Consider the following 17,392-nt stretch of genomic DNA (forward strand, 5'->3'; position numbering starts at 1 on the left):
CCCCTCACCATCCGAGGCCGCAACCTCGCCGCCCTCCTGGCCCCTGCTTACAAGGCCCTCAACACGTGGTGAGAGGCCGGATCTGCTGCGGGGCGCGCCACTCAGGCCCGCCACACCACGGCGCCTTGTCCGGCAGTGGCCATATGTGTCCGAAAGCGCGCTATGGATCAGCCACTCCCCCGTCCGGGCGATCACCCGCACCTCGGCCGTGCAGCCACGACGCCCGTCGGCACCGTCCCGGGCAGGTAGGCGTATGGCGAAAGGCCCGGGTGGTCCGCCATACCCCCCCGCGTGCTCACGCCGTGACCAGCGACCGCGCCGGCTCCAGCACGTCGCGGGCGGCACGGTTGCCCCGGTGGGGGCGCAGCAGCGACCGCATGGCGGCGGCGCGTTCGTCGGCCTGGCTGGAGGAGAGTCACGGGTACTCGTCCGGCCCGTGGCGCCACGTGTCGCAGGCCGCGTCCGAGTGCCCCATTCCCAACTGGCGTTCAGCCGTCAGGGCCCCGTACGTGACGCGGGCGCGGCGCTTGTGGCTGCCGACCAGGCGTTGATGCTGTTCCAGCGATTCGATGCTGCCTCGCGCATCGCGAAGCTCATACCGCACCTGACCGGTGAGACGTACGACCGAGGCAGGAGAAAAACTGCTCGAAGTGTCCCCACCGCTCCGCGGTCTCTGTTACCTATCCGGTACGTGGCGAAGGCAACCACCGGAGATACGCTGATCGTGGCACGAGGTGCGGTAGGCGCTGGGCGGGGCGGGTGCGTGGGAGCGGCGCACCGGGGGGACCCTGCGTATGCCGCGCGGACGGACGGCGTTCGTCACCACTGTTCCTGGCGGCGGAGGGGGTAACGGAGGATGCCAGAGCCCATGGGCGACTCCTGGCGGGTTCGCGTCCTGGATTCGGCGGGCGTACCGGTCGGGGCCGGGGTGCTGTTATCCTCCGGCCGGATACTGACCTGTGCCCATGTCGTGGAGGCCGCACTCGGCCTCGGGGACGGCGAGGAGCCGGGCGGACATGCGGTGACCGTCGACTTCCCCGGCTCCCTCGTCGGCTCTCCCACACCCGCCGTGGTGGAGCCCGGATGCTGGGCCCCGCCTCGCGGCGAGCGCGGCGATGTCGCCGTGCTCCGGCTGCGCGGCAGGCTCCCGGATGACTGCCCGCCTGCCGGGCTTCGCCCTGGCAGCGAGCAACGCGGGCGGACGGTGTGGGCGTACGGGCACCCGGCGGGCCTGGACGAGGGCGTGTGGCTGAAGGCTGAGTTACTGGGGTACGGGGGAGCGAGCCCGGACTGGATGCAGTTCGCCCTTCTGGACGCGGCGGCCGAAGCACCCGCTCTCGAACGCGGTTTCAGCGGCGCGGGCGTCGTCGACGAGTCCGGGCACGTGCTCGGGATAGTGGTCGCTGCCTACGGCCCCCGGGGGCGGGGCCCGGGATGGATGCTCCCCGTGGGGGCCGCCGCGCGGTACTGTCCGCCCCTCGTCGGGGAGATGAGGGTGAGCGAAGGAAGGGCCGGGCACCCGCCCGCCGCGTACCCGGGCTCGGCCGACACCGAACGCCGCCTCACCGAAGCCCTGCTCCGCCTTCCGAGCATCGCCGACCCCCAGCGCAGAGACCGCATCCTGCGGGACGCCGGGCACGACATCGCGGACAACGTCGAACGTTCCCCCGTACCGCGCGAAGACGTCCGCGCGATCGTCGCCACGTCCCTGCGCTACGCGGACGGTCTGGACCGGCTGGTCACCGCCGTGCGCTGGTACGAAGGCCGCTCGACACTCATGACGGGGCTGGAGGACCTGCTCACCCGCCTGCGGAACGGGCAGACGGGGGACGGACGGTGACAACGCTGCCGGCCTGGGGGGATCGGATGGACCGGGCGGATCCGTACGGCGCGCTCGCCGAGCGGCTGGCCAGGGTGCACGGCGTGCGGCGTCAGGCCACGCGCGACCGGGCGCTGGAGGCGGTGTGGCGCCGCCTGGAGGTGACCGTCGACTGTGCGCGGCACCCCGCTCTGCTGGACGACCTCTACTCCTTGGTATCCGCCTGCGACCGCTGGCCCGGCGGGCTGCGGCTTCTCCTGGACGAGCTGGGCTGGGGAGTCACCGGCACCGTCGAGTGGCCGGCCGTCGAGGTCAGTTACCGCAGGCTGTACCCGGAATCCCTCCTGACACCGGAGGAGCACCGTTCACTCCTGGCCCTGCTCACCTCCTGTGAACTGCCCGACGAGGAGCGGCACCACCTGGCCCTCGGCTTTCTGCCTCATGTCCAGGCCCACGCCCCGGGCGCCCGGCCAGGGCCGGACGCGGCCAGGCAGCAGGTGGCCGAGTCCCTCGTCTCCGCCTTCGAGGACGCCAGCCACGTCCCTGCGGAGCCGCATCCTCTGATCTGCTTCCTGGAAGCGCTGGCCGTGCGGGAGCACGAGCCGCTCACGGGGCGATTGCGGAGCTGGAACCTGCGGGTGGCCCGACGGCTGGGGTGCCCCGAGGGGCTTCTGGAGCAGGTCCGTGACAAGGAGGCGTCCAGGGCTGGCAAGGCGGTACGGCCCAGTCGTCTGCTGATCGAGGTGTCGGCGCGGCCGGCCGCCCCTGCGGACCTCCAGTTGCGCGGGTGGTTCGTCGCCCCCGGCTCAAGGGGCGAGAGCCTGATCGGCGACCGCCGGGTGACCAGTCGCGCCGAGTTGGACGCGACGGTCGCGCGGCTGCACGAACAGGCTCTGAGCCGGTTCCGCGGGCCGAGCGAAGCCCTGCACGTGGAGTTCGTGCTTCCTCGCTCGCATCTGTGGCTGGACGTGGACCAGATCGAGATCCGCCCGGACGGAGGGATGCCGCGCGAACTGGGCGCGGAGAGCCCCGTGACGGTGCGCGGCGCCAAGCACTTCCGCAGCCGGCGCTGGTGGCCCCGGATCCGCAGGCGGCTCGACTGGCTGGATCTGCACCCGTGGTCGGGGCTCGGTGAGCCCGCCACGTGGTGGTTCTGGCCCGGAGACCCCCTCGACGCACGGGAGTTGCTGGCCCGGCTGCGCAACAGCGTCACGCCCGTGTGCCTGGTCCTGCTCGACCCCCCGCCGTACGATGGAGACTTGGCGGGCGACGTGGTCGACATCATGCTGGAGGCCGGCATGCCGGCGATTCTCGCAGTGCACGGCGAGACGGCGCGGCGGGCTCCGCGCGATGAGCTTCGCGACGCCCTGGACGACCGGCTGGTCCGGCTGCCCGAGCGCATACGCCTGTTACGGGGTGGCTACGACTCTGCCGGTGAAAGGATTTCCGGGCTGGACCTGCGTCGCGGCGTCAGCCTAGTCTGGGAAAGTTCCGAGGGACTGGAGGCGGCGAGCACCGTGCTGGAGCATCCGCGAGCCGAGGGGGCCCCGAGTGAGCGGTGAGCCAGGAGCCCCGTCCGGCAACGGGACGGCCCGCCCCCTCGTCCCTTCCCCCGCCTGGTGGGTCTTCCGGGACAGCGGCCGGCGCTTATCGCCGGCGGACCCGCTGCCCACGCTGCCACCGCCCCCGCCGTGGCGTAGATTCACGCCCGCCAAGGACGGCTGCGCCCCGGGGCAGCCGGACGGCGTCGGCCTGGCCTCCGGCACCGGCGGCGACGCGGACTCCATTCCCGATCCCCTTCCTGACCCCATTCCTGACTACGGGGACGAGACCAGGCGCAAGCTCGGTACAGCCCGCGGCGGCACCCTGGGACCCGCCGTCCTCGACGCCGTGAACGCGGCCATCCACCTCCGGCGTCCGCTGCTGGTCGCGGGGCGCCCCGGCACCGGCAAGTCGAGTCTGGCCCATCAGATCGCCTCCGAACTCGGCCTCGGCCGCGTCCTGTGGTGGCCCGTGGTCAGCAGAACCGCCCTCCGCGACGGCCTGTACGACTTCGACGCCATCGGCCGAGTCCAGGACGCCCCTCCCCCCGGCGCGGGAGAGCCGGACGCTGCCGAGGGGGCCGCCGACATCGGCCGTTATCTCACCCTCGGCCCGCTGGGTACGGCGCTGCTGCCGTGGGCTCGGCCACGTGTGCTGCTCATCGACGAGCTGGACAAATCAGACATAGATCTGCCGAACGACCTGCTGCACACCTTCGAGGAAGGCGAGTTCCGCATCAGGGAGTTGGAGCGTTACGCCCAGACCCGCCGGACCGTCCGGGTCGCCACGGCCGACCCCGGCGCCTCGGCCACCGTGCGGGACGGGCTCATCCGTTGTCACGAGTTCCCGATCGTCGTCATCACCAGTAACGGCGAGCGAGAGTTCCCGCCCGCCTTCCGCCGTCGCTGCCTGGAGGTCGAGATGGACGACCCGGACGAGCAGCGACTCGCCGCGATGGTCGCCTCGCACTTCGGGACCGCGGACGGTGCCGCCGCCACGCTGATCCGCGACTTCCTCGCCCTGCGCGGCAAGAGCGGGCCGCTGGCCGTTGACCAGTTGCTCAGCGCGGTCCATTTGGTGACCAACGGGGCCGCCGCCACCGACGAGACGTCCTGGCAGCGGCTCCGGGACGCCCTGTGGCGCTCGATGACCTCGGACTCATCACCGTGATCGGCCCTGGGCCCGACCGGCTCACGGCCCGCGAGTGGGCGGAAGCACTGTGGCTCGCCCGGCGCGTCAGCGGACGGCCGGGCATCACGCCTCAGCGGCGGGACGCCGCGCCCCCGCTCCCCCCGGAGGCACCTCCCACCCCGCCGGGCCCCCAGTCGGAGCCCCCGCCCAGCCCACGCCCACGCCTCCCGGCCGGCAACGCACTGCCGCGCCAGCCGACTTCCGTTCCCGGCCCGGCCCCCGCCTCCGCCCGCGCCGGCATCGCCGCCGGGCCACAGACCGGAACGGCCGGCCCGCTCTTCGACGCCGATCCACGCCCCGGCGCCCTGCGCGACCCACTCGGTCTCGCTCGCGCCCTGCGCCCCTTCAACCGGCGCGTCCGCACCCACCGGAACCCGGCCCTCGACGAGGAGGCCACCGCCGTACGCTCCGCCGAACTCGGACGGTGGGACCTGGTGCTCACGGACCTGCCCGACCGCTGGTTCGAGGTGACGCTCGTCGTCGAACGCAGCACGTCGATGTCCGTGTGGTACGGCATCGTCCGCGATCTCGTCCGGCTTCTCCGGAATCAGGGCGCCTTCGCCGATGTCCGGGTGTGCTGGCTCGACACCCGCGGAGGCGGTGCTGTGCTCCGCGCCGAGAGCGGCTCGGCAACGTGCGGCCCGGCCGCGTTGACCCACCCGCGACGCAGTCGGCTGATCCTCCTGATGAGCGACTGCGTCGGCGCCGGCTGGGCTCAAGGCGTCGTGCCCCGGCTGCTCCGCTCCTGGGCGCGGGAGGCCCCCGTGGCCGTGCTTCAGCCCCTGCCTGCCAGGCTGTGGGACCTGTGCGAGGCCGTCCCCGTGGACCTGCGCCTGCGGACTCGTGCTCCCGGCCTGCCCAACAGCCTCCTGGAACTGCGCCGGGGCGGCGCCTGGGTCCGGCCGGGCGACGCCGATGACGCCGGTGAGGAGCCTGTGCCGGTCCCGGTGCCGGTCCTCGCGATGGAACCGGCCTGGCTCGCCGGCTGGGCCCGTCTCGTCACCGCGGCTCCCGCGCCCCACCACGATGTCGCCGCCCTGCTGATCGAAGGCGGACACCTGGCCACCGCGAGCCTGCCGCCCCTCGAACCGGAGGCTCGCGGTGCCGCCGTTCCCGCCGACACGGCCGTCCGCCGCTTCCAGCGCCTGGCCTCGCCGGCGGGACGGCTGCTCGCCGCGCGGCTCGCGATGGTGCCGCTGCGCGACGACGTCCTCAGCGCCGTGCGGGAGCCGGTCACTCGCATGGCCGGTCCGCTGCCCATGGCCGAGATCCTCCTCGGCGGCCTGCTGTCCATGCGGCCGGAACCAGGCAGCTCCCGGCCGTCTTTCGCGTTTCTCGAAGGGGTGCGCGGCCAGTTGCTGCGCACCTTGGGCCGCGCCGAGATTCTCCGCACGCTGCAGGAGGTCGCCGCGCGGGCCGCGCAGGTCACCGGGGCCCGGCCCGACCTTCTCGCCGAGCTGGTCGCCGCCCCCTCCTCGTGGTCCCCCGAACGGCTGAGCGACGAGGACCGGGAACTTCTGGAGGCCGCCGGCCCCGCCCTCAGCGCGCTCGGGCCCGCGTACAGTACACCGCTCGACCGGGTGACCGGGCCATTGGTCCGGGGCGCCGACGGGCAAGAGACGCCTGGGGGCACCTCCACCTCCGGCCCGCCGGCCACCCGGCCGGCCGATGCCCCCGCCATGACCACACGACCTGCCCCCGCCTCGGAGAACGCGTTGAAGACTCCCGCCGAGCAGAGCGGCTCGGCCCACGCCGCCGGCACGCCCACGGAACCCCACTCCGCGCGCGAGGAGCCCGCCCCGCCCGGCCGGACGCCGCCCTCGATGCCGCTGGCGGGCCGTCACTTCTTCGGCAGAAGTCCCGAACTTGCCCGGCTCCACGGCATACTGCACGGTGAGGGCCAGGCGGCCGTCCTCCCCCACGCGCTCTACGGGCTGGGCGGCGTGGGCAAGACGAGGCTGGCCATTGAATACGCACGCCGCCACAGCGGCGAGTACGACCGGGTGTGGTGGATCGACGCGGCGCAGACGGCTGTCATCCGCGAGCAGCTCGCCTCCCTCGCTGCCGAGCTGGGCGTGGCCGAGGGCCCGGGCGACACGGTGGAACGCGTACTGGCAGCGCTCTCCTCGGGCGACTCGGTCCGCCGGTGGCTGCTCGTGCTGGACAACGCCGGGCCACCGGAGAGCGTCGCCCCCTACATCCCGTCGCCGGTGAGCGCCCCCGGCCGGGTGGGGCACGTCATCCTCACCTCCCGCGACGCCGGCTGGACCAACCGCGTCGACTCGCTGCGCGTCGATGTCTTCAACCAGGCCGAGAGCCGGGAGTTCCTCCGCAGCCGCACGCCCTGGGTCTCCGAAGCGGACGCGGACCGGCTGGCCGAGGAGCTGGGGCACCTGCCGATCGCCCTGGAGCAGTGTGCCGCCCTCATGATCCAGACGGGGCTCGGCACGGGAGAGCTGCTCGAACTGCTGGCGAGCCGCCCCTCCGAGCTGCTGGCCGAGACGGCCTCGCCCGGAGACCGCTCCGTCGCCAAGCTGTGGCGGGCGTCGATGGACTCCCTGGCGCGGGACCACCCCGGTGCGCTCGATCTGCTGCGGCTGCTGGCCTTCTTCGGGCCGGAGCCGGTCGCCCAGTCCTTCCTTCCCGATGCCCGGGCGCTCCCGCTCCCCGCCAGCCTGTTCGCGCTGGCCCACGACCCGCTGGAGCGGGGCAGGACCATTCGGGCCATCAATCAGTACTCGCTGCTCACCATCGACCAGGAGCGGGGCACGGCGCAGATGCACCGGCTGCTGCGCGGCTTCCTGCAGAACGAACTGCCCGCGCGTGAGCAGGAGGCGTGGCGTCATCTGATCCACCAGATGCTCGCGGCGCACGACCCCGGCGCCTCCCAGCGGACGGACGCCTGGGCCAGGCTGGCGGAGATCCTTCCCCACATCGAGCCCACCGGGCTGCCGCGCAGCACCGATGGGAGCTGCCGGCAGACGGTCCTCACCACGCTGGGCTATCTCTTCGCGCGCGGCGACTTCCAGGGCACCGTCGAGTTCGCCCGGCGGATCGTGACCGAGTGGCGGGAGATCCTCGGCCCGGACCACCCCCAGACGCTGTCGGCCATGCGCCTCCAGGCGAGCGCCCACTGGCAGCTCTCGCAGTTCGGTGAGTCACGCCCGCTCAACCAGGAGGCGCTGCGGTTGCTCCGTGCCACGGTCGGCGACGACCACGAGGACACGATCACGGTGGCCGGGGCGACGGCGGCGGACGAGCGCGCCGCCGGGCATTTCGAGGAGGCGCTGATCCTCGATCGGGGCGCGTACGAGCGCAGCGTCCGCCGGTACGGCGAGGAGTCGGCCAACACGCTGAGGGCGACACACAACTACGCGGTCAGCCTGCGCGTCAACGGCTACTACACGGAGGCACTGGAACTGGACCGCCGAGTCCACGAGAGCCGCCGCACCGTGCTCGGTCACAGGGCCCGTTCCACGCTGTTCTCCGTCAACAACGTCGCCCGCGACCTGCGCGAGTGCGGGCGCTACGCGGAGGCCCTGCGCCTGCAGCGCACCACCCTCGCCGTTTACCGCGAGGAGTTCGGCGAGACGCATCCGGACACGCTGCGCGCCCTCAAGAACCTCGCGGTGAGCTGCCGCAAGGCCGGCGCCCTCCGGGAGGGGCTTGAGCTGGCGACGGATGTCCATGAGCGGTACGAGAAGTTGCTGGGCGGGGACCACGTCGACACCATCGCGGCCGTCACGAACCTCGCCAACGACCTGCGCCTGACAGGTGATCCCGAGGGAGCCGTGCGGTGCGGCGCCGACGCGCTGGAGCGTTACCGGGCCCGCTTCGGGGAGCGGCACCCGATCACCTCGACGGCCGCGGTCAACTACGCGGCGGCGCTGCGGGCCGGCGGGGCGGACGACCAGGCCCTCGCGCTGGATGAGCGGACGGTGTCGTCGCTGGCCCGTGCCCTGCCGGAGGACCACCCGTGGCTGCTGATGGCACGGGTCAACCTCGCCTCCGGCCTTTCCCGTGCCGGCGAACGAGCCCGAGCGCGGGCGCTCGGCGAGGAATGCGCGGACCGGCTGGAGCGGCGCTACGGCGATCGTCACCCAGTCACCCTCGTGGCACTGCTGAATCTCGCCCTCGACCTGGTCGAAGCGGGAGTCGACGAACGGGACAGAGGCGAGGATCTTCTGGCCACGGTGCACCGCCGCTACCTGGACACGCTCGGCCCAGACCATCCTGAAGCCCGCGGCGCGGCGGCGCGGCGGCGCGGCGAGTGCGACATCGAACCCCCGCCGCTCTAACGCGAGACCAGGCGTCACGAGGCTATTCCCAGGAGCTCAGAACGTCCGCCATCGCGTTGATCAGCCTCCGTCCGTCCGCTGTCGGCCACGGTGAGCCGGCCAGCGTAGCCACGGCTTCGCGTGCGGTGCGCCGCCAGCGCTCGAACTCCTCGCGTGCGCCGGAGTTTCCGTGCAGGCTCTCGCCATGCCAGAACAGCGCCGTGACCAGGAAGGCAGCCGCCCCCTGAAGCAACGCGTGCGGCGGCCGGGGCTCAGCGCTCCATGGCGCCGGCACGCGACTGCCGGGCTCGGCGTCGAGCAGCGTCGCGCAGTCGGCGAGGGCGTAGAGGGTGGAGTGCTGCGTCTCGTGCACAAGCGCTGCCGCCAGCGACGCCGGTGCGGCCAGGGGCGCGAGCGCGAGCAGGCCGGGTGCGTCCGCGAAGGAGGCGCTGAGCCAGTCCCGGTGCCGCGAGCCTGCGGCCGACTCGGCGTGCAGCGGCACAAGAGCCGTCACGGTGCCGGCCACCGCCGCCGCCTGCGCGGGGTGCCGTGCGGCGAGGATCCGCCACGCCTCGCCGAGCCGACGGCGCCACCCCTCCCGCGCCGCCGCCCCGCACGGCGCCGGGGGAAGGGCAGGCGCGCCGAGGCGCAGTGGGTCGGCGGTCTCCAGGCGCACGGACAGCCGTCGGCCATGGGCGCGGAGAAAGAGTCGGGGCAGCGGCTCCCAGCGCGGTGCGGGCGATCCGAGACGGTCGGGAACCCGCACCCGGACGCTCCCCGCGCACACCACGGTTCCCCCGCCCGGTACCCGCTCGACGCACGCCTCGGCCGGGTCTCCCGCCAACTCGGCCCAGCCCAGCCCCGGGAGCGCCACAGTGCCGTTCCGCACGCCCACGCTCAGCCGGAAAGGCCGCCGGGCCCGGTGCGCGGCGGCAGCCGCGGCCTCGGCCACTCCGCCGTCGCCTTCGCGCACCGCGTGCGCTAGCCGAGCCCCGGTCGCGGGGTCGGCCGCCCACGCGGAGAACGCCTCCTGGTCGTGCCGCCGGACATCCGCGAGCACTGCGACGATGGCGTCCCAGGCGGCGGCGCCGCGCCGCCGCTGGTGGAGGGCGCGCAGCAGCAGCAGGTTCCGGGAGGCCCGCGCGGCCCGGAGCAGGCGCAGAACCGATGGGTCGGGCCGCCCCTCGGCCACCTGCCGCCACAGACCCGGCGGAAGGGCCGGCCATCCGGCCGCCGCGGTCTGGCCCGTCCGGCCCGGATGATTCTTCTGGCCGGGAGTCAGCATCAATGCTCCCCACGTCGGGTCCGCAGTCGGTCCAGGTCCGCGCGGACCACGCGGGACACGTACCCGATCAGGTCCATGAGGTCGGGACAGTAGACGGACGGATGCAGATATCCGGAGTCCGCACGGTAGCGATGGGCATAGTGTCCGCCGCCGCACACGGTGCGGACGGGGCAGCCCCGGCACTGCGCGCACAGCCCCTCGGGGCCCAACTGGCGTGCAACGACGCCGGGATGGTCGAGGAGGCTGTCGAACGGGTCGCTGAAGACGTCGTGTCCCGTGCGGTCGGCGCCGTCAGCAGCCGTCTTCAGGTGGTCGGAGAGCGCGAGCGTGCCGTCGGTGTCCACCACGGCGAGCCGCGAAGGCCCCCCGCCCAGGGACTCGGTGCTCGTCGCCCCGCCGAGGAGCAGGTCGAGCATCGACTCGAACAGGGGCAGCCGCACTGGTGGCGCGGGCGAGCCGTACCACTGATCGAAGACCGGGATGAGCCAGTCCGCATAGGGAGTCACTCGGGCGTCGGGAACACGGCCGGGCGGCCGGTGCGTCCAGTTCCCCAGCGGCAGCAGGAACCGGATGGCGGGGGGCCGGTACGACAGGAGGTGGGCGTAGGTTGCCAGCGGATCGGCCGTCACATCGACGGTGCACAGGATGCCGGCCGAGACCGCCCGGTGTTCCGGGCGCGCGAGGCGGTGCAGTACGGCCGCCGTGCGGGCGTGCGTGCCGCGTCCGCCTGCGTCCCGGCGATGGCGGTCGTGGACGGCGGCGTCACCGTCCAGGCTCACACCCAGCCGGAGGCCCTGCTCATGACACATCGTCAACACGGCCTCGTCCACGAGGGTGCCGTTCGTCTGGATCGTCACCTCGGCGGCGGTGGAGACGGGCAGCAGGGTCCTCAGCCGCCGGGCGAGGCCGCCGAGGAATTCGGCCCCGGCAAGGAGCGGCTCCCCGCCGTGGAGGATGACACGGACGGACGGCAGGGCGTGCCGCTCCGCGTGCTCCGCGATCCTGCGGCAGACGTGCTCGGCGGTCCCGTGGCTCATGACGTGCGGCTGGGCGCGCCAGCCCCGGTCGGCGGCCTGGTAGACGTAGCAGTAGTCGCAGGCCAGGTTGCAGCGGCTGTGGACCTTGACGACGAACTCCTGGAAGGGGACGGGCCGTCGGCCGGCGGCGCGGAGCGCGGGCACGTCAAGGACGTCGTCCGGCCACAGCGTCCGCGCGGCGGCGCGCTTCACGCGCCGGGGCCGTGCCGGAGGGGCGGCGTCGGGCGGGCGCTGACGGTGTCGCCGCCGGAGTCGTAGGCGGCCACGGGCGGCTCCCCTCCGTCCAGCCGCGCGAGGACGCGCCGCATGGCCTGTGCCAGCGCGGAATCGGTGCCGTCCAGCACCTCCGCCAACGGCACCTGCGTCAGGTCCGGGACCAGCGAGGCACGTTCGCCGGACTCACTCTGCATGGTCTCCCCCCGTCGGGACCTCACACCCATGACCTTCAGGCATGCACCTAGTAGAGTCCTGCCCGACATCATCTGGACTCACTCTGGCGCGTTCAGCCTTTGTCCCGTCCGGCGGCACGTCGCCGCACGGGATCGCACGTCCGTGTTCCTTCTTCATCGTCACGTGAGGACTGTCGCCTCGTGGGCAGTCTTGCCGCGTCAGGCTCGTCGAGCGTCATGGAGGGTCACCGTGAGGCAAGGTCGGCGGGGGCGCCGCGATGTCCCGGAGCGGAGAGTGCGTCGTCTCCGGCCGTACCTCTGGCCCGCCGAGGGATTACGGGAGACGACGGCCCGCTGGATCCTCCCGGCGGCGGTCATCGGCGTAGTCGCCGGATTGGGGGCCGCCGGACTCTTCGGACTGCTCCACCTGTGCACCGAGTGGCTGCTGGAGGGGATCGGCGGATACACCCCCTACCGCACCTCTGCCGAGGGGGGCTTCGAGGAAATGGAGTCCTCCGGCCGGCCCTGGGCCGTTCCCCTGGTCTCGGCGGGCGGCGCGCTGGTGGCCGCGGCATTGGTCGTCTGGCTGGCCCCCGAGGCGCGCGGTCACGGCACCGACTCCGCCATCGAGGCCGCGCACGAGGCGCCCGCCGGGATGCGGGGGCGAGTGCCCCTGGTCAAACTCACCGCCTCCGCTCTCACGATCGGCTCCGGCGGCTCGGGCGGCACCGAGGGCCCGGCCGCGCAGATCTCGGCGGCCTTCGGCTCCGTGATCGCGCGGCGGACGGGCATGTCCCGCGCACAGGCCCGCACAGCGCTGGTGATCGGGCTCGCCTCGGGCGTCGGCGCCATCTTCCAGGCCCCCCTGGGCGGCGCCCTGCTCGGTGCGGAACTCCTCTACCGCAAGGACATGGACACCTCGGTCCTGCCGAAAGCCCTCGTCGCCTCGTGCGCGGGCTGGGGCGTCTTCGGGGCGTGCTTCGGCTTCGATCCGGCGCTGGGCTCCCACCCCGGCGAAGGCGTGGCGAGCGTCGAGGGTTTCGCGCTGCTCGCGGTGGTCGGCCTGGTCGCCGGGCTGGCCGGAAGGCTGTACACGACGGCCTTCTACGCGGTCCACGAGCGGGCCGAGAAACATGCCCGCTCTCCCCTGGCCCGCCTGGCCCTTCCCGCCCTCGCCGGACTGCTGGTCGGGGTCCTGGGATTGGCGGTGCCGGGCGTTCTCGGCACCGGGTACGGGCTGATGGAGGGGTTGACGGACCGCGAGGTGATGCTCGGCATTCCGCTGTGGCTACTCCTGCTCATCCCCCTCGCGAAGATCGCGGGCACCGCGCTCACCGTGGGCTCGGGCGGCTCGGGCGGCATCTTCGGACCGTGCATGGTCGTCGGAGCGGGTGTCGGCGCGGTGGTCTGGCGGCTCGCCGAACCCCTTGGCGTGGCCCCGGAGTCCCCGTTCATCCCCATCGTCGTCGGCATGGCCGCCTGCCTTGGCCCCGTGGCCAACGCGCCGCTGGGCGTCCTCGTCATGACGGCCGAGATGGTCGGCGACGCCGGCGTGCTCGGCCCTGGCATCCTGGCTGTGCTGTGCGCCGCCGCAGTGACCCGCGATACGACCATCTACCGTAGCCAGCGGCATCGGTGGGCTGAGGCCGGCACATCGGAGCCGGGACCCGGGCCGGAGGGGAGCCCCAAGCCGGAGGGGAGCCCCGGGCCGGAGGGGAGCCCCGGGCCGGAGGGGAGCCCCGGGCCGGAGCCCCTGCCGGGCCAGCTACCCGGGATGCGTGGGGCCCCCACTGTGGAGGGCGGCCCGGTCCCGGAGCGTCCCCCCGCCTGATCGCGGTCCGCCCCACCGGTGAACGGGACCCGCGGGCGGACGCGCCGCGGGAGGCCGACCATCCGCGCCGGCCGGCCCGCCCGCGGGCAAGGGCGTCGGAGCCGAGGTCACGAGGCCGTGGAGCCGGAAGGTGGCGCGGCCAGGGCGCCGGCTCAGTCCATCCCGCGCACCAGGACGAAGTGCTCGCCGATGCCCGGGATGTCGAAGGGAGGGCCGGAGACCGTGAAGCCCTGGGATGCGTAGAAGGGGAGGGCCGCGGCGCGGCCGTTGCACCACAGGTGGGTGGCGCCCCGGCGGGTGGATTCGGTGGTGGCGGCGGCGAGGACGGCCGCGCCGTAGCCCTGGCCGCGGGCCGAGGGGGCGGAGGCCATGCCGCGGAAGCGGAAGGCGTGGGGGGCGTCGGGGAGGGGGTCGGGGAAGACGGTGATGCAGGCCAGGGGGGCGGGGGCCGGGCCGGCGTAGGCCGCCAGGTGGAAGGTGTCCGGGCGGTCGTCCTCGGGGAAGGCGGCGGCGGGCCGGGGCAGGCCGGGGCGCAGGACGGACCAGCGCAGGTCGTGGATCTCGGCGAGCGGAACGACCGCGGTGCGGATGGTCACGGCGGTCAGGGTAGTTCAGGATGTTCACGTGCCCATCCCCGCCGCCGCAGGCTCCCGAATGCGGGTCGCGCTGTTCGTGACCTGCGTGAACGACACGCTGTTCCCGCGCACCGGCCGGGCCGTGGTCGCGTTGCTCGAACGCCTGGGTGTGGAGGTCGAGTTCCCCCAGGAGCAGTCCTGCTGCGGGCAGCCGCAGTACAACTCCGGCTACCGGGACCTGGCCGCGCCGCTGGTGCGGCGCTTCGGGCGGGCGTTCGACGGATACGACTGGGTCGTCACGCCCTCGGCCTCCTGCGCCGCCATGGTGCGCGAGCACTTCGCGCGGGTCACGGAGGAGCCCCCACAGGCCACGGAGCGGACGCTGGAGCTGACGGAGTTCCTCACGGACGTGCTCCGGGTCGAGGACGTGGGGGCGTACTACCCGCACACGGTGACGTACCACCCCACCTGCCACGGCCTGCGCGCCCTCGGCCTGGGGGAACGCCCCTACCGGCTGCTGCGCGCGGTGCGCGGGCTGACGTTGCGGGAGCTGCCGGGCGCGGAGGAGTGCTGCGGCTTCGGCGGGACGTTCGCCGTGAAGAACGCGGCCGTCTCGGCGGCGATGGGCGCGGACAAGGCGCGCGGCATCGCGGCCACCGGCGCGGAGGCGTTCTGCGCGGTGGACAACTCCTGCGGCATGCACATCGCCGGAACGCTCTCCCGCCTGGGCGAGCCCGCGCGGCGCGTGCACCTGGCCGAGATCCTGGCGAGCACGGAGGAGAGGCAATGGTGAGCGGGCGGACGTTCCCCGAGGCGGCGGCCCGGGCCACGCGGGACGCGCGCCTGCGCGCGAACCTCGCGCACGCCACCGGCACCATCCGCGCCAAACGCGCCCGCGCGGTCGCGGAGTTGTCGGACTGGGCGCGGCTGCGGGCGGCCGGGGCGGCGATCAAGGACCGGACGCTGGCCCGCCTGGACCACTACCTGGAGCGGGCCGAGGCGGCGGTGATCGCGGCCGGGGGCACGGTGCACTGGGCGGCGGACGCGGCCGAGGCGAACGCCATCGTCACGGGCCTGGTCGCGGCGACCGGCGAGCGGGAGGTGGTGAAGGTCAAGTCGATGGCGACGCAGGAGATCGGGCTGAACGAGGCCCTGGCGCGGGCCGGGATCACCGCCTACGAGACCGACCTCGCCGAGCTGATCGTGCAGCTCGGGGACGACCTGCCCTCGCACATCCTCGTGCCCGCCATCCACCGCAACCGGGGCGAGATCCGCGACATCTTCCGGGAGAAGATGGGGAGTTGGGGGCGCGCGGCCCCCGAGGGCCTGGGCGACGAGCCGGCCGAGCTGGCGGAGGCGGCGCGGCTGCACCTGCGGGAGAAGTTCCTGACGGCGAAGGTCGGGATCTCCGGCGCGAACTTCCTGGTCGCCGAGACCGGGACGGCCGTGGTCGTGGAATCGGAGGGCAACGGCCGCATGTGCCTGACCCTGCCCGAGACGCTGATCTCGGTGGTCGGGATCGAGAAGCTGGTGCCGACCTGGCGGGACCTGGAGGTGTTCCTCCAGCTCCTGCCGCGCTCCTCGACGGCCGAGCGGATGAACCCCTACACCTCCATGTGGACCGGCACGGCCGGGGGCGACGACGGGCCGCGCGCGTTCCACCTGGTGCTGCTGGACAACGGCCGCAGCGACGCGCTCGCGGACCCGGTGGGGCGGCCGGCGCTGCGCTGCATCCGCTGCTCGGCCTGCCTGAACGTCTGCCCCGTCTACGAGCGCGCCGGCGGCCACGCGTACGGCGCGCCCTACCCGGGGCCGATCGGCGCGATCCTGACGCCGCAACTGCGGGGAACGGCCGGGGCGCTGGAGGCGTCGCTGCCGTTCGCGTCCTCGCTGTGCGGGGCGTGCTACGAGGTCTGCCCGGTGGCGATCGACATCCCCCGGGTGCTGATCCACCTGCGGGAGCGGGTCGCGGCGGGCGGCGAGGCGACGCGGGAGGGAGCGCGCACGCGCATCCGCCCGGCGCGCGGGCACGCGGCCGAGCGGGCGGCGATGCGGGCGGCCGGGTGGGTGCTGGACCGGCCCGGCGTCCTGCGGGCCGGGCAGCGCCTGGCGGGGCGCACGCGACGGCTGCACCCGAGGCGGCTGCCGGGCTGGCTGCCGGGGCCCGGCGCAGCCTGGGCGCAGAGCCGGGACCTGCCGGAGGTGCCGGCGGAGTCGTTCCGGGACTGGTGGCGGAGGGCGCGCGAGGAGAAGAGCCGGTGAGCGACGCGCCCCCGCAAGCGGGAGGTACCCCCAGCGCGGCTGCCGGGCCGCGGACGAGGACGATGGCAGCACTGTGCCGCGCGGGCGGAGATGGGGGCACCCCCAGGCGGAGCCTGGGGGAGAACGGGGAAATGCAGTGAGCCGGGAGGAGGTGCTGCGGCGGGTGCGGGCCGCGCTGGAGCGCGGCGGGCGGGCGGACGTCGACGTGCCCCGGGACTACCTGGACTCCCACGGCATGGACGAGAACCCGGTGGAGCTGCTGGCCCGGCACCTGGCGGACTACCGGGCGCGGGTGCACCGGGCCGGGGACGAGGCGGAGCTGGCGGCGCTGATCGGGCGGCTGCTGGCGGAGCGCGGGGCCCGGCGGGTGGTGGTGCCGGAGGGGCTGCCGCCGCGCTGGCTGGCGGGGGCGCCCGGGGTGGCGCGGGTGCCGGACGCGGCCGGGGCGAGCCCGCCCGAACTGGACGCCGTGGACAGCGTGGTGACGGGCTGCGCGCTGGCCATCGCGGAGACGGGAACGCTGGTGCTGGACGGCGGCCCGGCGCAGGGGCGGCGGCGGATCACCCTGGTCCCGGACCACCACGTGTGCGTGGTGCGGGTGCCGGAGCAGGTGGTGGAGTCGCTGCCTCAGGCGCTGCCCCGGCTGGATCCGCGCCGCCCGCTGACGTGGATCTCGGGGCCCTCTGCGACCAGCGACATCGAGCTGAGCCGGGTGGAGGGCGTGCACGGGCCGCGCGCGCTGGACGTGGTGCTGCTGGGCCCGGGGCCCCAGGGGGCGTGAACGGCCGCGGCGGGCGCGTCAGTCGATGCGCAGCACCTGGGAGACGGGCAGGCGCGGGACCGGCGGGACGGTGGGGCCGTAGCCGATGCGCAGGACGACGTGCACCTGGCCGATGGGCGAGAACGCGTCGCGCGGCGCCCAGCTCGGCTCGGCCAGGGTCAGGGGCGTGGAGCTGAGGCCGGTGGACAGGCCGTGCGCGGTGGCCTCCAGCAGCACGCGCTCCATGGCCTGGCCGGCGCGCAGCCAGTCGGAGGGGCGGTCCTCGTCGGTGCCCAGGAGCGCGAGCTGCGGGGGCGGCTTCTCGGCGGCGGTGGCGGCGGCAGGTCCGGCGGGCGCGGGGCGCCCGGCGAAGTCGTGGCCGGTGGCGGGGGGGCGTTCGGCGGGGCGGGGCGCGGGGGCGAGC

13 protein-coding genes and 1 pseudogene are annotated in these 17,392 nt (G+C 74.2%); 8 read left to right on the top strand and 6 right to left on the bottom strand.

What is annotated here, in order from left to right; translation table 11 throughout:
* Positions 1-415 precede the first annotated feature (415 nt).
* Positions 416-604 carry a hypothetical protein gene (locus tag RM780_RS26780; RefSeq protein WP_311633491.1) on the bottom strand — a complete coding sequence of 63 codons (189 nt, stop codon included), beginning with the start codon at positions 602-604 and terminating at the stop codon, positions 416-418.
* Between the two features lie 252 nt (positions 605-856).
* Here RM780_RS26780 and RM780_RS26785 point away from each other — a divergent pair, with 252 nt between their 5' ends.
* The 4 genes from RM780_RS26785 to fxsT are packed head-to-tail and all read left to right on the top strand — an operon-like array spanning position 857 to position 8,850.
* Entirely contained in the window at positions 857-1,840 is a 984-nt protein-coding gene (locus tag RM780_RS26785) for an effector-associated domain 2-containing protein (RefSeq protein WP_311633492.1), read from the top strand.
* A gap of 26 nt (positions 1,841-1,866) precedes the next feature.
* Positions 1,867-3,381, top strand: coding sequence for a VMAP-C domain-containing protein (locus tag RM780_RS26790; protein ID WP_311633493.1), 1,515 nt, complete (start codon positions 1,867-1,869; stop codon positions 3,379-3,381).
* Positions 3,371-4,531: an AAA family ATPase gene (locus tag RM780_RS26795; RefSeq protein ID WP_311633494.1), complete on the top strand. Its 1,161-nt coding sequence runs from the start codon at positions 3,371-3,373 to the stop codon at positions 4,529-4,531. The genes RM780_RS26790 and RM780_RS26795 overlap by 11 nt, the downstream gene beginning before the upstream one ends.
* Positions 4,498-8,850, top strand: a complete 4,353-nt coding sequence (gene fxsT, locus RM780_RS26800) for an FxSxx-COOH system tetratricopeptide repeat protein (protein WP_311633495.1) — start codon at positions 4,498-4,500, stop codon at positions 8,848-8,850. The genes RM780_RS26795 and fxsT overlap by 34 nt, the downstream gene beginning before the upstream one ends.
* Positions 8,851-8,872: 22 nt before the next feature.
* Here the strand turns inward: fxsT and RM780_RS26805 are convergent, their stop codons facing one another.
* The 3 genes from RM780_RS26805 to fxsA are packed head-to-tail and all read right to left on the bottom strand — an operon-like array spanning position 8,873 to position 11,561.
* On the bottom strand, positions 8,873-10,114 hold the full coding sequence (locus RM780_RS26805; RefSeq protein ID WP_311633496.1) for an aKG-HExxH-type peptide beta-hydroxylase: 1,242 nt from the start codon (positions 10,112-10,114) through the stop codon (positions 8,873-8,875).
* Entirely contained in the window at positions 10,114-11,343 is a 1,230-nt protein-coding gene (locus RM780_RS26810) for an FxsB family cyclophane-forming radical SAM/SPASM peptide maturase (protein ID WP_311633497.1), read from the bottom strand. Before RM780_RS26810 ends, RM780_RS26805 begins: the two co-directional genes overlap by 1 nt.
* Complete coding sequence (gene fxsA, locus RM780_RS26815; RefSeq protein ID WP_311633498.1) at positions 11,340-11,561, bottom strand: FxSxx-COOH cyclophane-containing RiPP peptide; 222 nt, start codon at positions 11,559-11,561, stop codon at positions 11,340-11,342. Before fxsA ends, RM780_RS26810 begins: the two co-directional genes overlap by 4 nt.
* 274 nt (positions 11,562-11,835) lie before the next feature.
* On the opposite strand from fxsA, the gene RM780_RS26820 reads away from it, so the two are divergent.
* On the top strand, positions 11,836-13,371 hold the full coding sequence (locus RM780_RS26820) for a chloride channel protein (RefSeq protein ID WP_311633499.1): 1,536 nt from the start codon (positions 11,836-11,838) through the stop codon (positions 13,369-13,371).
* A 152-nt stretch (positions 13,372-13,523) separates the two neighbouring features.
* Here the strand turns inward: RM780_RS26820 and RM780_RS26825 are convergent, their stop codons facing one another.
* Positions 13,524-13,967 carry a GNAT family N-acetyltransferase gene (locus tag RM780_RS26825; RefSeq protein ID WP_311633500.1) on the bottom strand — a complete coding sequence of 148 codons (444 nt, stop codon included), beginning with the start codon at positions 13,965-13,967 and terminating at the stop codon, positions 13,524-13,526.
* A gap of 58 nt (positions 13,968-14,025) precedes the next feature.
* Here RM780_RS26825 and RM780_RS26830 point away from each other — a divergent pair, with 58 nt between their 5' ends.
* The 3 genes from RM780_RS26830 (at position 14,026) to RM780_RS26840 (ending at position 16,989) form a co-directional block, all read left to right on the top strand.
* Positions 14,026-14,739: a (Fe-S)-binding protein gene (locus RM780_RS26830; RefSeq protein WP_311633503.1), complete on the top strand. Its 714-nt coding sequence runs from the start codon at positions 14,026-14,028 to the stop codon at positions 14,737-14,739.
* The gene (locus RM780_RS26835; protein WP_311633501.1) at positions 14,733-16,208 is read left to right on the top strand and encodes a lactate utilization protein B; all 1,476 of its coding nucleotides are present in this window, start codon (positions 14,733-14,735) and stop codon (positions 16,206-16,208) included. The genes RM780_RS26830 and RM780_RS26835 overlap by 7 nt, the downstream gene beginning before the upstream one ends.
* Before the next feature lie 136 nt (positions 16,209-16,344).
* The gene (locus RM780_RS26840; RefSeq protein WP_311633502.1) at positions 16,345-16,989 is read left to right on the top strand and encodes a LutC/YkgG family protein; all 645 of its coding nucleotides are present in this window, start codon (positions 16,345-16,347) and stop codon (positions 16,987-16,989) included.
* Positions 16,990-17,007: 18 nt separating this feature from the next.
* Here the strand turns inward: RM780_RS26840 and RM780_RS26845 are convergent.
* Positions 17,008-17,392 (bottom strand): annotated as a pseudogene (locus RM780_RS26845) (Acg family FMN-binding oxidoreductase); the annotation flags it as partial.

It is taken from the genome of Streptomyces boetiae, from assembly GCF_031845405.1.
Taxonomy (GTDB): Bacteria; Actinomycetota; Actinomycetes; order Streptomycetales; family Streptomycetaceae; genus Streptomyces; species Streptomyces boetiae.

What these genes read in the sequence shown, in the direction of transcription:
- RM780_RS26830 (WP_311633503.1), top strand. Translation starts at nt 14,026, where the DNA reads ATGCGGGTCGCGCTGTTCGTGACCTGCGTGAACGACACGCTGTTCCCG.
- fxsA (WP_311633498.1), bottom strand. Translation starts at nt 11,561, where the DNA reads ATGCAGAGTGAGTCCGGCGAACGTGCCTCGCTGGTCCCGGACCTGACG.
- RM780_RS26790 (WP_311633493.1), top strand. Translation starts at nt 1,867, where the DNA reads ATGGACCGGGCGGATCCGTACGGCGCGCTCGCCGAGCGGCTGGCCAGG.
- RM780_RS26835 (WP_311633501.1), top strand. Translation starts at nt 14,733, where the DNA reads ATGGTGAGCGGGCGGACGTTCCCCGAGGCGGCGGCCCGGGCCACGCGG.
- RM780_RS26785 (WP_311633492.1), top strand. Translation starts at nt 857, where the DNA reads ATGCCAGAGCCCATGGGCGACTCCTGGCGGGTTCGCGTCCTGGATTCG.
- RM780_RS26805 (WP_311633496.1), bottom strand. Translation starts at nt 10,114, where the DNA reads ATGCTGACTCCCGGCCAGAAGAATCATCCGGGCCGGACGGGCCAGACC.